15 protein-coding genes are annotated in these 15,778 nt (G+C 38.2%); 8 read left to right on the top strand and 7 right to left on the bottom strand.

Going from position 1 to position 15,778, the window contains the following annotated elements; translation table 11 throughout:
• Nucleotides 1-73: 73 nt before the first annotated feature.
• Nucleotides 74-895: a sterol desaturase family protein gene (locus CH362_RS05525; protein ID WP_100709750.1), complete on the top strand. Its 822-nt coding sequence runs from the start codon at nucleotides 74-76 to the stop codon at nucleotides 893-895.
• 62 nt (nucleotides 896-957) lie between these two features.
• On the opposite strand, the gene CH362_RS05520 is transcribed toward CH362_RS05525, so the two are convergent.
• The 7 genes from CH362_RS05520 to CH362_RS05490 all read right to left on the bottom strand — a co-directional run bounded on the left by CH362_RS05520 (nucleotide 958) and on the right by CH362_RS05490 (nucleotide 6,987).
• Nucleotides 958-2,178, bottom strand: coding sequence for a circularly permuted ATPgrasp domain protein (locus tag CH362_RS05520; protein WP_100709387.1), 1,221 nt, complete (start codon nucleotides 2,176-2,178; stop codon nucleotides 958-960).
• Between the two features lie 74 nt (nucleotides 2,179-2,252).
• On the bottom strand, nucleotides 2,253-2,717 hold the full coding sequence (locus CH362_RS05515; RefSeq protein ID WP_100709386.1) for a hypothetical protein: 465 nt from the start codon (nucleotides 2,715-2,717) through the stop codon (nucleotides 2,253-2,255).
• Entirely contained in the window at nucleotides 2,717-3,631 is a 915-nt protein-coding gene (locus CH362_RS05510; protein ID WP_425269025.1) for a PdxA family dehydrogenase, read from the bottom strand. The genes CH362_RS05515 and CH362_RS05510 overlap by 1 nt, the downstream gene beginning before the upstream one ends.
• 76 nt (nucleotides 3,632-3,707) lie before the next feature.
• Nucleotides 3,708-4,151 (bottom strand): bactofilin family protein, encoded by a 444-nt coding sequence (locus CH362_RS05505; RefSeq protein WP_008592184.1) that lies wholly within the window; start codon nucleotides 4,149-4,151, stop codon nucleotides 3,708-3,710.
• A gap of 104 nt (nucleotides 4,152-4,255) precedes the next feature.
• Entirely contained in the window at nucleotides 4,256-4,672 is a 417-nt protein-coding gene (locus tag CH362_RS05500) for a GNAT family N-acetyltransferase (protein WP_100709749.1), read from the bottom strand.
• Nucleotides 4,673-4,716: 44 nt separating this feature from the next.
• On the bottom strand, nucleotides 4,717-5,487 hold the full coding sequence (locus tag CH362_RS05495) for a hypothetical protein (RefSeq protein ID WP_100709384.1): 771 nt from the start codon (nucleotides 5,485-5,487) through the stop codon (nucleotides 4,717-4,719).
• Nucleotides 5,488-5,706: 219 nt separating this feature from the next.
• Entirely contained in the window at nucleotides 5,707-6,987 is a 1,281-nt protein-coding gene (locus CH362_RS05490) for a hypothetical protein (protein ID WP_100709383.1), read from the bottom strand.
• Between the two features lie 57 nt (nucleotides 6,988-7,044).
• On the opposite strand from CH362_RS05490, the gene CH362_RS05485 reads away from it, so the two are divergent.
• The 7 genes from CH362_RS05485 to CH362_RS05455 all read left to right on the top strand — a co-directional run bounded on the left by CH362_RS05485 (nucleotide 7,045) and on the right by CH362_RS05455 (nucleotide 15,757).
• Nucleotides 7,045-9,300 (top strand): lytic transglycosylase domain-containing protein, encoded by a 2,256-nt coding sequence (locus CH362_RS05485; RefSeq protein ID WP_100709382.1) that lies wholly within the window; start codon nucleotides 7,045-7,047, stop codon nucleotides 9,298-9,300.
• Nucleotides 9,301-9,454: 154 nt separating this feature from the next.
• The gene (locus CH362_RS05480; protein WP_100709381.1) at nucleotides 9,455-10,741 is read left to right on the top strand and encodes a citrate synthase; all 1,287 of its coding nucleotides are present in this window, start codon (nucleotides 9,455-9,457) and stop codon (nucleotides 10,739-10,741) included.
• 151 nt (nucleotides 10,742-10,892) lie between these two features.
• The gene (locus CH362_RS05475; protein WP_100709380.1) at nucleotides 10,893-11,534 is read left to right on the top strand and encodes an SH3 domain-containing protein; all 642 of its coding nucleotides are present in this window, start codon (nucleotides 10,893-10,895) and stop codon (nucleotides 11,532-11,534) included.
• A gap of 164 nt (nucleotides 11,535-11,698) precedes the next feature.
• On the top strand, nucleotides 11,699-12,970 hold the full coding sequence (locus tag CH362_RS05470) for a class I SAM-dependent rRNA methyltransferase (protein WP_100709379.1): 1,272 nt from the start codon (nucleotides 11,699-11,701) through the stop codon (nucleotides 12,968-12,970).
• Nucleotides 12,967-13,845: a class I SAM-dependent methyltransferase gene (locus CH362_RS05465; RefSeq protein ID WP_100709378.1), complete on the top strand. Its 879-nt coding sequence runs from the start codon at nucleotides 12,967-12,969 to the stop codon at nucleotides 13,843-13,845. Before CH362_RS05470 ends, CH362_RS05465 begins: the two co-directional genes overlap by 4 nt.
• Nucleotides 13,842-14,642, top strand: coding sequence for a TrmH family RNA methyltransferase (locus CH362_RS05460; RefSeq protein ID WP_100709377.1), 801 nt, complete (start codon nucleotides 13,842-13,844; stop codon nucleotides 14,640-14,642). The genes CH362_RS05465 and CH362_RS05460 overlap by 4 nt, the downstream gene beginning before the upstream one ends.
• Nucleotides 14,642-15,757 (top strand): glycosyltransferase family protein, encoded by a 1,116-nt coding sequence (locus CH362_RS05455; RefSeq protein WP_100709376.1) that lies wholly within the window; start codon nucleotides 14,642-14,644, stop codon nucleotides 15,755-15,757. The genes CH362_RS05460 and CH362_RS05455 overlap by 1 nt, the downstream gene beginning before the upstream one ends.
• Nucleotides 15,758-15,778: the final 21 nt, after the last annotated feature.

Here is a 15,778-nt window from a genome sequence, read left to right as displayed (position 1 = left end):
CGAAATCAATCGGATTCAAATCTGAAAAAATGCTCTAATGATCCATCAAGCCCTTCAGGCAAAAGGATCGAACATGAATTTTCACAAACAATTATTTCAATATATGATGGATTTGGTTCCCAAAATCCCAATTATATTCCTAATAGATTTCTTAAGATACTTTATATTCGCAGGTATCGTATTTTTGATCTTCTATATTTGGAAACATCCATTTCAATACAGAAAGATCCAAGAAAAGAATGCTAAACCCTCTCAGTTCAGAAAAGAATTTTTATATTCTGTTTCTTCCGTAATCGTTTATACATCAGTAACTCTGATCGTATTTCTATTTAGAAAATATGGGTACTTCAAATTTTACGAACGTATAGATGAGTATGGCTGGGGATATCTGATCTTAAGCACGGTAATGATCTTGGGTATCCAGGACTTTTACTTTTATTGGACGCATAGGCTAATGCATACTCGTTTGTTCTATAAAAGATTTCATAAGGTGCATCATGATTCGATCACACCTTCTCCTTGGACTGCATACTCTTTTAGTCCTTGGGAGGCATTGGTCCATTCTCTTATAATGCCAATCGTGGCTTTATTATTCCCTGTCCATCCTTTGGCTTTAATGATCTTTATGACTTTCCAAATTATACGAAATGTTTTAGGTCATAGCGGTTATGAAATTTTTCCAAGTTGGATGGGAACAAATAAGATCTTAAAATTAGTGAATTCAAACACCAACCATGATATGCACCACCAAAGTTTCCGTTATAATTACGGACTTTATACAACTGTTTGGGATTATCTATTTGGGACAGTTCATCCAGAATACGAAAAAACTTTCGCAGAAATAACTTCTAAAAAACCGGAACAAAAAAGAAGAGAACTGCAAAAAAGTATCTGACAAAAACAAACTTAAGGTATAAATCGATTCGCACCGAAACCGGGTGCGAATCCGATCTTAATCTACACTATTTCAGGTAATGTATACAAAGGAGAAAATCCTCCTCCTGGAGTCCTGAAATTCGTGGTCTGCCCTTGGTACAAACGGCTGGCTAAAAGTAAGACCTCATCATTATAGATATAAGCCCTTATATCCATCTTTAATTCTCTTTCTTCGCCAGAGATAGATGTGACCCGAACAGAAGGAGGAACGAATTCCTGACTTATGTATTCCCCATTTAGGATCTCAGAAAACTTATTCTTAGTAAGTTTTCCTCCGTAATAGGCCGCCTTACTACCGAAACCTTCTTTAGGTTTAAAGAATATATTCTTTCTTCTCTCCCAGAGTTCTTTTGCATTTCCCAAGGTTACAATTTTGGTATCCGGAATAGCTGATATTAGGATTTCTGAATCCTTCTTATCCAGCCCTGATTTTATTAGAAAATCAATGTCCGAAAGAACTTGCAAATTCGTTTTTCGAGCGTATAGGTCGTAATCTAATGGGCTTGGTGTAATGATTACTTTTTTCTTCAACCAAGTTTCTCGAATTTTAGAATTCTGATCTTCAGATAAATGAAAATCGGTCAATCTATTATAGATCAAATCGATTTTCTTTCCCTCGAAATAGAGTTCATCTGCTTTTAGTTCGATCTGATCCGGATCTAAGATTTCAGAGTGAATCCCTTTGGATCTAAATAGATCTCTAAATAACAGGAATTCAGGATATAAGAACTGGTCTGCAGGATTTTTGTCCACGATCGCGATAAAGCCAGGCTTTCCGGTCCGCCCGTTAGAGATCCATTCATCAATGAATATGGAATAAAATCTTTCTTCTAAATTTCGAAGAGTTTCCGCATTCTGAATAGCGATTTCAACAATCTTGCAACATTTGATCTGCGCTTCTAAAAGTTTTAACTGTAAGTAAGCGCCACCTGCATTCGTATTGATTTCAATAAGCTTAGGACCTTCTTTTGTCTGATGGAAATCTAAACTGAGAAAGACTCCTCCGGTAATATCTTTTATTTTTTCTTTCGGATCATGGTATTGCAAAAGCCTTTCTCTTACCTCAGGCAAACGCAAGGCGTTCCGAATAGAAAGAAGAATTTGCCGGATCTTATTCTTATCCGAAATATTAATGAAAGAAGGTGTTTCAGAATAAAAATGCGCTTCTTCGCTCAGGAGCTCTTTGTTCAAACTAGAACAAGAACATTTTTCATTCAGTATTTCTGCTAAGCTGGTTTCCATCTAACGACCTGGGTATTTATCCTTAGACGTGACCCAATACAAAAAGAAGTTCTCTTGCGATCATTATTTAGCTTTCACTTTCCAGTCGGAACAATTGTAATCCACTCAATAAACTTAGTCTTAAAGAACTCGTCTATCTGCCCTGTGAATTGGTGATAAATTAAAAAGAAAATCCAATAAGCTAAAGTGGCAGCAACTAAGGTCCTCGCAGTCATATTTGCTAAAACTGGAGAAGCACTGTAATACATACGAACCACTGCGATCGGCCATAGGAATAATAAGAAAAAGTAAATCGCTCTTGGGATCCCATAAAGCCAGCTTAAAATTTCAGAAGGATAAGATTTAGATAATCTTTCATAAGCTTCTTTTAACTCGGGAAAGAATTGGAAGAAGTAGAATACGAAAATGAAGAATGTAGCGATTTTCCATATGATCTCTATATCGTTTCGGATCAGCACAAAGGTCAAACCCACGAACCAAATCAAAAAGATTGGAAATACGATCTGCTGTAATAAGGAACCTGACTGGGCGAGAAACATCAATGAGATCTCCTAAGATCATTTTCGGCAGAAACCCGCCCCGACACCCACTCTAAACATTGCAGAAAACTCTCCGGATCCGCTTTTCCGAGACCCGCAATATCAAAAGCAGTCCCATGGTCTGGAGAAACCCTGATAAAATCCAGCCCCAAAGTTACATTCACTCCGAATTTTCCCTCCCACATCTTGAATGGGATAAGTCCTTGGTCATGATAACATGCCAAAAACAAAGAATACTTTGCCCTGGAAGTTTCGCTGAACGCACCGTCTGCGGAGAGCGGATCTGTAACATCTAACCCTGCTTTTCTCATTTTTGATATGATCGGCATCAGTATCTTCTTCTCTTCGTCCCCAACCTTTCCACCTTCTCCTGCGTGAGGGTTTAAACCTAAGAACGCGATTTTACCTTTAGAAATAGGAGCGGAACGAACGGCAGAAATAAAACTGGATAGGTGGATTTTTTTAAGGTAAGAAGGTACTTTCTTTAATGGAACATGAGTTGTTAAAGGTAAAACATTCAGTTCTTTTCCAGCCATAAGCATATATGTTTTTTTCTTATATACCTCTGCCAGATACTCAGTATGTCCCGTGAATTTTTTCACTCCGGCCTTGATCACCCATTCTTTACTTAAAGGAAGAGTGATCAGGTTGCCGCCAATTTTTTTTTGGATGCGGACCACTTCTTCTAAACTTGCAAATGCAGCTTTGCCGGATGTTGGACCAGGCTTACCAATCACTAAGGATTTTTGTTCAGAAGAAGAAAGTGCAGATGTTCTCCAAAGATAAAGTCCGGGAGAAGATATTGAAAATGGATCTTTGATTTCCTGCCAACCAGGATACGAAAGAGAAAAATTTGAACTGATAAGTAAGATTTGTCTTTGCTGGGAGAAGGTGTTTAACTTCTCCCTAGACATTTGAAGAATTTCAGGCCCGATCCCACAAGGGTCTCCCTCTGTGATAAGGATTGGAATCAAGGCCTATACCAGAGATTTAAGCTTCCTTAGCTGCTGTTTGTTTACCGAAAAGTCTTTCTAAGGTTAAAGAGTCCTTAGCGTATTCTAATTCGATATGATCTTTATTGGAATGTTTCAGGTCGCTGGAAATGATACAACGTCCTTCAAGAACCACTCCGTTTTGGATGATCAATTCCGGTGTGCGGATATCTCCCAAAATTCTGGATGTAGGAAGAAGCATCACTCTGTTACGAGCGGTGATATTTCCGATCACGATACCTTCTATAATAACACTGGCAGCAGTGATGTTTGTGCGAACTTTACCGGAAGCTCCGATATACAATTGTTCCGCTTGAAGAGATTTTCCTTCGAACTTTCCATCAATTTTTAAAGATCCATTGATGAAGAATTTTCCATTAAAGTAGGAATTTTCGCCGATTGTGGAGTTTGTAACTTCGGAGGAGTTCTTAACAAGTGCCATGAATATAAAATCCTATTTGCGAAAGACCGCAGGTTTTCGGTTTATACACTAATAAACCGGACCCACCCCTTCCGAAAAGGAATTTTTTAAACTAGAAGCTATTTTTACAGATCCAGACTCAGTCGGATCATGTCCCGGCAGTGGATCCCGTTCTCGTAGATTGGTTCCGGATAATTTTTGGTAAAAAAATCGAAATCGATCCCAGTAATTCTAAATCCACATTTTTGGTATAAACCCAATTGGCCAATTCCCGCATTGCCTGTCCCAATTTCGAGGGTATGAAAACCGTCTTCTCTTACCTGGGAAATCGCATGGAGCACCAATTTTTTTCCAAGGCCCTTGCCTTGCTCACCTTCTTTCACTGCTACATTAATGATCTCAGAAGTTCCAGGACGAGTCGTCAAACATACATAAACTCCTAAAATTTCTGAATTTCCAGACTCCAGTACATAACAATTTGCTCTGTCCCAGTATGACTGTATAATTTTTTCATTCGGATCCGCAAGAAGCAGCAGATCCATAGGCGGAGTTTCGTTTGAAGAAAGTTTTCTGATCTTAGTATTTATCAATGTTTAATATTTGGTACGTTGATCCGATCCAAAACTTCTCCGGTAAATTCCCTGAATTCATCCAAAGCATCTGGAATAGATTTGCCTTCCAACTCGGTCGCCTTTTCGAAACGAGAATTGAAAGTGATCCGATCTTCTATATTCATGATCACTCCCCCACCTGCTTTGAACTCTCCTAAAATTTTGGAAAGGAAATCATTAAACTTTTGGAACATTTCAAAAGCTTCTGCGATAAAAATACGGGTTTGTTTATTTTTCATCCGGCTTAGCTGTTCTCTGAAGTCCTGTTTTTCAGCGGCCTGGTATTCTTCGATGGTCTCCGTTAAAACCTTTATGTTTCGTCGGATATTCTCCATATGTTTGACCACTCCGTCTTTCTCGTTCCCATGGGAGAAGTCGAAACGAATATGAGTTTCATTTAATATAGGAAGATACTCCCGATCCAACACATTGATCCAGGTTCCGATCTGATTCACCTCAGTATCGTTAGAGTTTGGAGAAATTTTCATGATAGGATACTTGGCCAAGATCCTTCCTGCAGCGTCCGGATTCTCACGGAACATACGGATCTGCTCTGCAGCAGTTTCGAGATTGTCCGGAATTCCCTCCGGAGAAATTTCTCTCATCCGATTTCGATATTTTTCCAGATCCCTGGAAACCCTGTATTTCTGTTCGTCGTTCTTGGACAATCTTTGGATCTTCTCCAATTGCTGGATCATCTTCTGGTGACGTTGGAGTTCTAGGATCTGTTCTTGGGTGATGGCCATGGGTCTTAGGCAAATTTTAGAAGAAGTACAGTTCTAAAGCAAGGAAATTCTCCAGCCAATTTGTAGGAGTTCCAACGTGAATTTGAAAAAGAGGATCTTATTGACTGGAGAAACATTTTATGATAGGGAAAATACGCGCTCCCACAAGCCACTCCCCCCAATCCCAATGCAGGGCGGGGGCGGCCTTTAAATTCATGTAGGAGTTCCTACATCACAATCCTAACTTTTCCTTTTATACCTGTCCAAAACTAATCTTAAAAAATCGGATTGTGGGAATTTATGAACTAAGGATTCCATGAGTTGGACTCCTTCCTCCACTGGTCCGGTTTCTAAAAGAGAGATTGCTTTTAGATAAACCATTTCAGGAGAATATTGGAATCTTCCAGTAAGCACTAATCTTTCCCTGAAAGTTTCAAACTTTTTATCCTTAAATTCTTGGACCGCGATTGCTCTTTGGGTTAAATAAGAACCAGGGGTTTGGGACCGAACAGAGATCATCTCTGAATCTAATTCTCCGGCAACAGTAGAATTCCAAAGAACTAAAAGTTCAAATGGCCTGAGTGTATAGGACATTCCTTGTTCTTTTAGGATTTTATAACGTTCGAATAAAGAATCGTCGCTTCCTTCTTGGATAGAATCTCTTAGAGTTTCTTTTAGCTCTTCTCTTCCATTTTTCTTTTTTTCTTCAGAGATCCATTCGAATACAAAGTCTCTTGGTTTGCATTTTTTAATTAAGAAAAATCTGTCCAAGATTGGATGTCTGAGTGAATATTGATCCAGGAAGAAATCTGCTTCCGTTCTGGAAAATTCTTCTATCCTTCTTGCGATACTTGCATCTAAAACTTTTATGTTTCGGATACCTTCTTTTTTATCTTTAAAATAGAAATAAGCAAGTCCAGCAAGATCAGGCTCTTGGGAAGAAATTACCAAATCGAATAATTCATTTTGTTCTTCTTGGTTTAGCCCTTGTTGTTTGTGACGATAAGCGATCGTTTCTTTTCTTTCCAGACCTTCTTTCAAAAAATTCTCAGATTCAGAGATCGCATCTATAAAGTATAATAATCTTCTTCCTTCTTTAGCTTCTTTCAGATCTTCTCCAAAAGAATATACCAATTCTTGGTAATCTCGAATTCTATCTTCACATAATAAGAATGCAGAACATAAGAAGAATAATTCGGGATCCCAAACCAGATTTCCTTTTAGTTCATCCAGCAATTCTTGGAAAAATAAGCGTAAAAGTTTTTCTTCTCTTTCGGTGATCCCATCTTCTCTGATCCAATCTAGACGAGGAGAATGGAATACAAATCTTCCGAATAAGTCCGCCCTGAAACAATGAGAAGGTCTCAAATGTGTGAGAATACTTCCGCTATAATGATCTAAAATTTTAGTTTTGAGTCGAATAACTTCAGAATCAGGTTTTCGATCCTGTTTTTTAGCAGTGAAGTCCGGATGGCTTAAAGTTATTTCAGGCCATTCTGTATTTGATACCGATATATGCATAAAGACTCCTTTTTGGAGTTGAACCCTTTTTAAGGCAGATTAAGAGAGAAGAATCGCATGAAAAAAACGATTCTGGGGTTACTCCCGTTTCTAGTTGTCGGCAGTCTTTTTGCGGACGACGACCTAAAATACCTAGTCAAATCCTATAGTTTAGAAAAAATACGCAGGATTTTCAGGGAAAGATCCCCTTCCAAAGAATCCGAGGTTTATGCTCTTGTTCGCTTCCATGAAACTCATCCGGACGGGGACGAAGGCAATAAATTCAGATACCTAGTCTCTCTTTTAAAAGGAAGACTTGTAGTTGGTGTTACTAAGGAAGAACTTCATAGTCTGATCAAAAACCCATTACCTCCAATGAACGCAGTCTCCAAAATGAGTTTTTGGAAATTGTATGAGGAAATGGTAAAAAGAAAAAGTTTATCATCTTCTGAACTTATCTCTTATCTCAAAAAACTTCCTCCTGAGTATGATCCTATTTATAAAAATGTAATTGGGGAAATTCTTCGTATTCATTACGAAAATGGAGAATTCAAAGAAGCAAAAGATTACGCCGAAAGTTTTTCTGAAAAAGATAAAAAAGAATTTTTCGGAGCTATGGCTTATTATAGATACGCAAAGGCATTATATAAATTCGGAGAAACACAAAAAGGGGAAAATCTTTTATACGCTCTCGCAGAAGATGCAAATGTTCCCTCTTATGTTAAAAAGGATATTTATACCGACTTAAGGACCTGGAAAGGGGAATCTTTTTACAAACAGATCCCTTTGGAGAAAGGAGTTCTATTTCTTCCGTTCTTAGATGCGGGCGACAAAAAATCTTTTATATCTTCTCACCAATATTTCAGTTCTATCGTTTTTGAAAGACCGGAAAGTTGGAAGGCTGCCGCAAGAGGTTTAGTCGGGTATTATCCGGAAAGGCTTCCTTCTCTTTTCTCCAGACATAAGAGTTATGCGGAATATTTTCCTGAATTTACTGCTGCAATGTCTGTGGAACTCTCCAATCAAAACCTTGCAAAAGCAGGTTTAGATCTATTAGAAAAAACAAATCTTTCTTCTTCCGAGTCCGTAGAATATGCTTATGCAAGGGCTTATAAACGGTTGGGAGAAAGAGATAAGTATTTTAACGGACTTCTCTCTTCTCTCGAAAAAAATCCTTATAATCTAATTCGCCAAGATGAGCTAATCGATCTTTTGATCGGGGACCATTCTCATTTCTTAGAAGAATCTTATTGGAAAGAGGCTTTAAAACGGATCCCGAATCTTCCTGTCAAAGGTAGATTGGTGTATTGGTATTTGAGAAGTTTAAAATCGAAAGGTAAACAAGATGAACTTCTCTCTTGGCTAAAATCTTATTATAAATTCATTCCTGGTTCTTATTATACAAGAGTCATCCGAGAAGAATTCGCACGCGAGATTTCTTCTATCCAACAACCCGATAGTCCTCTCAGAAATAAGGATACATTATACGAATATCTTTCTTTAACTTCGGGAGATCCAAAATATTCGGATAAGATCATTGGAAGAGATCTGGAATTCGCTTATTTCCCGGATTCATTCTCCTTGGATGTTCGGATAGATTCTGCTCATAGTAAGGTGAGAGGAAATACTCTATTACAAAACGCTAAAGAATATTTAGAGATCGGAGAGATGGCTCATGCAAGTTCTCTGGTAGATAAATTTGTTTTACAAACAGGAACTTCTGAAGAAGAAAAAGACGAAATTTTTGCAGCGCTGGGAGAAGTTACGGGTAATCAATACCTGACTGTATTCCATACAAGAAATCTAATGAAAAGAAGAAGGATCCCTGATGATGTGATCCTTCTACCCTCCAAACTAGCTTCCAGGATTTATCCCAGACCTCATAGAGATATAGTTTCTCATTATTCCAAATCTTTCGGGATCGAAGAAGATATTGTTTATGCTGTGATGAGGCAGGAGTCCTTTTTTAAGGAGAATGCAGTATCTTCTTCCAATGCGAGCGGTCTCATGCAGATTATGGGACCTACTGGTAAAGGGTTAGCCCAAGGTTTGGGCCTTGGACCCTATTCTCTTTTTGATCCGGAAATTTCTATCCAAATGGGTGCAAAATTCCTAAAATACCTTCTTTCTTCCAATGAAAACGATTTGAAATGGGCTTCTATCGCTTATAACGGAGGGCCGGGAAATCTCAGAAAATGGAAACGAAATCATTATCATGGAGATTTTAATCACTTTTTGGAAGAACTTCCTTTGAAAGAACCCCGTGATTATTGCAGGATCGTAACGTCGAACTATTATAATTACCAAAGTTTAAGGCAGTACAAAAACCGCTGAGCAGACAAGACGGATTCTTTTTTTTGGATTGTCTAGAATTTCAGATCCATGAAATAGTACTAAGGACGGACCTGAGTTTTCAATTTCACCTCTCTGTCCTGAGGTCTACCTTATGCCGGTTCGTCCGATATCATTCATCTAACAGGAGTAAAAAATGGCAAACACCGCAATCTTAAAAATCGACGGTAAAGAATATGAACTACCCATCATTACGGGAACAGAAAACGAAAAGGCCATAGACATCTCCAAACTCAGACAACAAACAGGATACATTACATTAGATAACGGTTATTTAAATACCGGTGCCTGCACTAGCGCAGTTACGTTCCTGGATGGAGAGCTGGGAATCTTAAGATACCGCGGTATCCCGATCGAACAATTGGCTGAAAAATCAAGTTTCACCGAAGTTGCTTATCTTCTGATCTATGGTCATCTTCCTTCCGACAAGGAATTACAAGATTGGGATAAAGAACTTACCATGCACACTTTGATCCATGAAGATCTAAAACGTCTTTATAATGGATTCCCTAAAGATGGTCACCCAATGGCGATCATGTCCACAATGATCGGCTCACTTTCTACTTATTACCAAGATTCTTATGATCCAGAAAATCCGGATCATAGACATATCTCCATGGTTCGTCTTTTAGCGAAGTTCCCTACAATCGCTTCATTCGCTTATAAAAAATCATTGGGCCAACCTACTGTTCACCCAATGAACCACTTGGATTATTGCAGCAACTTCTTGAACATGATGTTCTCAGTTCCAAGTGAAGATTATTATATCGATCCTGAGATCGTAAAAGCCCTGAACCTTTTATTGATACTTCATGCTGACCACGAACAAAACTGTTCTACTTCAACAGTTCGTTTAGTTGGTTCTTCTCTTGCAAACTTGTATGGAGCAATCTCAGCAGGTATCTGTGCTCTTTGGGGACCTCGTCACGGAGGAGCAAACCAAGAAGTACTAGAAATGCTTTTAGAGATCAAAGCTTCCGGTCTTCCTGTGAAAAAGATCGTAGAAAAAGCAAAAGATAAGAATGATGCATTCCGTCTTTCCGGATTTGGACATAGAGTTTATAAAAACTTTGACCCTCGTGCTAAGATCATTAAAAAAGCATGTGATGCAGTTCTTTCCAGATTGGGAGTAAAAGATCCTCTATTAGATATCGCTAAAGAATTGGAAGAAGCAGCACTTAACGATTCTTACTTCGTAGAAAGAAAATTGTATCCGAACGTAGACTTTTACAGTGGCATTATCTACCGTGCGCTTGGCATTCCTGTGAACATGTTTACTGTAATGTTTGCTATGGGACGTCTTCCAGGTTGGATCGCTCAATGGAAAGAAATGATAGAATCTCCTGATATGAAAATCGGTAGACCTCGTCAGATCTATACTGGAGCAACTGACACTGCTTACGACAGCGCTAAGAAAAAGTAAAATTTTTCAAGGCTGATATTTTTAAAGGACAGGGTTTTCCCTCTGTCCTTTTTTATTTTTGGGCAATGGGCGGATAATTTTTCACATAAAGGGGCAAAGAAGTTTAGACAAATATTATTTACAAAAGTTGAATTCGTTTTACAGCTTGCTTATGAATAAAAAATTGCTATATATCGGATTGATTACGATATCAATTACTTACAACTGCGCATCTGCCTCATCTAAGGCAACTTTACCCGAAACAAAACTTTGCGTTTCTTCAGATAACGGATTAAAAATCAGAGAAAGCCCGAACCAATCGGCGAAACAATTGGGTCTTGCGAAATATTCCGAATCAGTTTCCATACTAAATTACTCTGAAAATTCTGAGACCATCGGTAACATAACAGCAAAATGGGCGAACGTTCGATACGGTAAATTAGAGGGTTGGGCGTTTGCCGGGTTTTTGAAAGAAAACTGTCCGAAACTCGAAAATGAACCTAAATATGACGGTCTGAAAAGTTACACAAATCCTAATTATCCTTTATTTACCCTAGAATCTACTGATCAAACTTTAGGGACGATATATAGAAAATCAATATGCGATAATAATAAAATTACGGAATGTTACCGTTGTTCTTATGAAGCAGGCGGTGCTGATTGTAAATTAATTTCAATGACTGTAACTGAAACAATAATTAGAATGATAGTAAAACATTCCAACGAATTCAAGGAACACAACGGGAATTACGTTTGCGAAACTTCTAACGGGCGCGAGTTAGAAGCGACAAGAATCGTTTGTTATAGAAAATAAAAGGAGAATTTTTACTAAGGTAAAACTCAAAGCTAAGTCGTGAAAAAAAGATTATATAAAAAGTAACTTTCTGCACTTTGCGACTTAGCATCAGGTTGCTAAATTAATTGAAATCCAATCTGTTTCGGATAGACTGACCTGAATTACTCTATATCGAAACCAAAGTGGCTTCTTCCAAAACTTCGAACCGATTCAGACGATACCAATTAAACAAAACAACCGAATCGGTTCTGAATTCAGGACATCCTTGGATCTTAAACGGAAAATTATCCACTGCAATCTCCGCATTCCAAGATGGAGATTGGATGAGGCTCGTTTCCGGATCGAATGAAACATTAGGATTCGGGATCTATTCTTCTTCTGGTCCTATCGGAATACGTATTATACAAAGAGGCAATGAATTCTCACTTCCTCAATTGCTAGAAACGATAGAGAAAGCATTAGAACTTAGAAAACCTCTTAGAACAAAAACAAACGCATACAGACTTTTACATGGAGAGAATGATCTCATCCCCGGAGTCACAGTGGACAGGTATGGAAACTCCTGGGTAGTCCAAACCTATTCAAACTCTTTAAGAACATTTTCCAGATTAGTAGTTAGATATCTATATTTAGCTGCTTCCAAAACTAAAGAACCGATTCCAAAACAAATCGTATGGATCTCTCCACAGCGTATAGGTTCCGAAAAATCTTTGCCAATCCGATTTTTACGAGGCAAAAAAGAAATTCCATATGAAGAAAAAATTTTTCTAAATCAAGTCCAATGGAAAACGAAGATACCTGGCCAGAAAGGCGGTTTTTTCCTAGATGTTCGAAATCTTCGTCAATATATATTAGAAAAACCGGAATTAGCAAAAGACAAAGATTGTCTTCATCTATTCTCTCATACCGGACTTACTTCAGTATGTTTAGAAGAAGCAGGTGCAAAGTCTGTCTTCTCCGCAGATGGAGCTAAAGAAGCTCTCGAAGAATTTGCATCTCATATTTTGCCCGAGCACGAAATCTTAAATTTCGAAAAGAAAAATACGGTCCTCACAAAAGGAAGACATCATTTAGTCCGAGCAGATCTATTCCAAGACTGGGGATTTTTAGAAGACAGAAAATTTTCACTCATCGTTTTAGATCCGCCCAATCTGACTCCAAACCAAGCTGCTATTCTCGCCGGTAAAAAAGCATATCGTAGTCTGATTACTAAGGCACTCTTTCATTTGGAACCGGGAGGAGACCTAATCTTACTTTCTTGTTCCGGAAGAATCCTGGAGTCCGAATTCGAAAAGATTGGCCGAGAAACCTTAGCAAACAAAGGATGGAAGTACAAGGATCTTTTCAAATTAAGACCGGAACCGGATCATCCTATACGTAAGGAATTTCCGGAGGGGAAATACTTCAAGGTGCATATCTATAAAAAATGTGAACCCTTGGATCAGAACATATGAGCACAAATAAAAATACATACCAACTCATCGATTCCGGAAATTTTAAAAAGTTAGAACAAGTGGGTCCGTATAAAGTGATACGCCCTTCTCCTGTTGCTGCTTGGCCCCCTACTCAACCTTCTCTCTGGAAGGACGCTGACGGAGAATATCATAGGAGCGACAAAGGTGGAGGAAATTGGAACTGGAAAGGATCCAGTGCCTCGAGACCAGACTCGGAAGATGAGTTTCTGATCCAAATACCACCACTAACTGTTAAGATACGTTTTACTCCTTTTGGACATCTTGGTATTTTTCCTGAACAATTAAGCAATTGGGATCGCATCCGAAATGTGTCTTCTCAACTTGCAGGACAAGGAGAAGTTTTAAATTTATTCGCTTATTCAGGACTTTCCACCTTATCAGTATTAGCTGGAGGATTGGACGCCTGCCATTTAGATTCTTCCAAAGGAATGGTAGAATGGGCCAGAGAGAATGCACAAGTGTCCGGACTTGCCGACAAAAAAGTACGTTGGATCATTGAAGATGTATTAAAATTCCTGAATAGAGAGATCAGAAGAGAAAAAAAATATATAGGTTTTATCTTAGATCCACCAACTTTCGGTCGAGGCGCAAGCGGAGAAGTTTTCAAAATAGAAAAAGATCTGCCAGAGATGATGGATCTACTCATGCAACTTTGCAATAATAAGCCAGAGTTTGTATTCTTGACCTGCCACTCTACTGGATTTAGCCCTCTTGCACTCAGAAGAATTTTGGAAGGTAGGATCAAAACTCCTGGTAATTATCTTACAGAAGAACTTTTTATCTCCGAATCCACAGGAAGATTACATCCTGCAGGTTCCAATTGTGTATTTAATTCTAATAGAGTAAAACTTTGAAGAAGAACATTTTGAAAATCAGCAGTTTTTCAAATGAAAAGCTGAAGTATATCTCCGGACTTAAAGATAAAAAAAACAGAGAAAAATCAGGCACATTCTTCATTGAAGGTTTTAGAGAGATCCAAAGAGCACAGGTTTCCGGCAAAGTTAATTTTGAATATTTACTCACCTGCCCTGCTTGTTACTTAGGAGAAAACGAAGAAGATCTAGTCTCTTCTATCGATGCAAAAACGATCATCGTTCCAAAACAAATTTTCGAAAAAATCTCCTATAGAGATAGACCTGATGGTCTGATTGCAACCGCTGAATTACCTGACTTCTCCTTATCATCTAAAACAAAACTTTCAGATGATCCTGTACTTGTAATCGAAGGTGTAGAAAAACCAGGAAACTTGGGTACCATCTTAAGAACTGCAGAAGGTGCAGGATTTCATAAAGTATTTGTTGCTGATCCAAGATTGGATCTATTTAATCCAAACGTTATTCGCTCTTCGACAGGCACATTATTCACCTTGGATGTTTTTCAATCTGATATTAAAGAACTTTATCCTATTCTCAAAAATGCAGGATATAAAACATTTGCGGTGACTCCTGAAGCTAAGTCTCTTCATTGGGACGCTAACTTGAAAGGAAAAGTTGCACTTGTTTTTGGAAGTGAGCAGTACGGACTAAGTGAATACGCAAGATCTCAAAGTGATCAGTATATTTCTCTCCCTATGAAGGGAGTGGCCGACAGTTTAAATCTGGCAATGTCCGCTGGAATTTTAATGTACGAAGTACTTCGACAAAATCGTTAATGAAAAAGATCCATATCTCCGCATTCGTAAGCGGCCACGGTTTCGGCCATATCAGTCGCAGCTTAGAGGCCATCCTACAAATTTTAAATAAAAATCCAGATTGGACAGCCACCATCAATTCTCCCAGAGGAGAAGAGTTTGCATCTTCCCTGGACCTTTCCAGTATTTGGGGACAAGTCAGGACCAGGATCAAATTCAGAAAAACAAAATCAGATGTAGGAATAGTTCAAAGAGACTCTCTTGGTATGGATTTAGATTCTACTGAGTCCGAAATTTTAGAATTTCAGAAGAATAAAAACTCTCTCTTAGAATCAGAAACTGAATATCTAAAAAAAGAAAAGCCGGATATTATATGGTCGGATTCTTCTTCCTTTCCTTTTCTGATCTCTTCTGACTTAAAGATCCCTTCTCTATTTTTGGGAAATTTTACTTGGGATTATATTTACTCATATTATGAATCTAAAATATTCCAAAAATATTCAGAAGAATTAAAAAAGGAATATGCACTCTGCGATTTAGGACTTATTCTTCCACTTTCCTGCCCAGTTACTTCTATTCGTAAAACCAAAAACATTGGATTATTAGGGCGTAAACCAAATCTAAACAAAGAAGAAGCCAGAAGATATTACGGCTTTGAAGAAGGTATAGAATATTATCTATTTTCCTTCGGTGCTTATGGGATCGACTCTTCTCATTTTGATTGGAAAGAATGGGACCCGTCCAAAAGAAGAATCGTGATAGGTGGGATAGAATGGAAGATCGAAGCCAAAAACAATCTAGGGATCGTTACTATTCGAAACTGTCATTATCCGGATCTACTTAGAGCATGCGATTTCGTACTAACCAAACCAGGTTATGGTATCTTAAGTGAATCCTATTTTGCAGGAACTCCTATACTTTATACGGATAGAGGTAACTTTCCCGAATATAAGTATTTGGTAGAAACGTTACAATCTCAGTATAAATCTTCTTATATCTCTCATAATGATCTGTTTTCTTTCAATTGGGAACAAGCTTCCAAGTCCGCAATATCTTCTAACGTTGTTCCAGATTTAAGATTTCAGAAAGATGCCTTCCAAGAGATCCAAGATTCGATCTTAGATCTTATCAAATAAGTTACATTATCCAGCTAACAT

It is taken from the genome of Leptospira saintgironsiae (genome assembly GCF_002811765.1).
Lineage (GTDB): Bacteria > Spirochaetota > Leptospiria > Leptospirales > Leptospiraceae > Leptospira_B > Leptospira_B saintgironsiae.
Note: the sequence above shows the minus strand (reverse complement) of the source record. Positions and strands in the feature narration are given on the sequence as shown.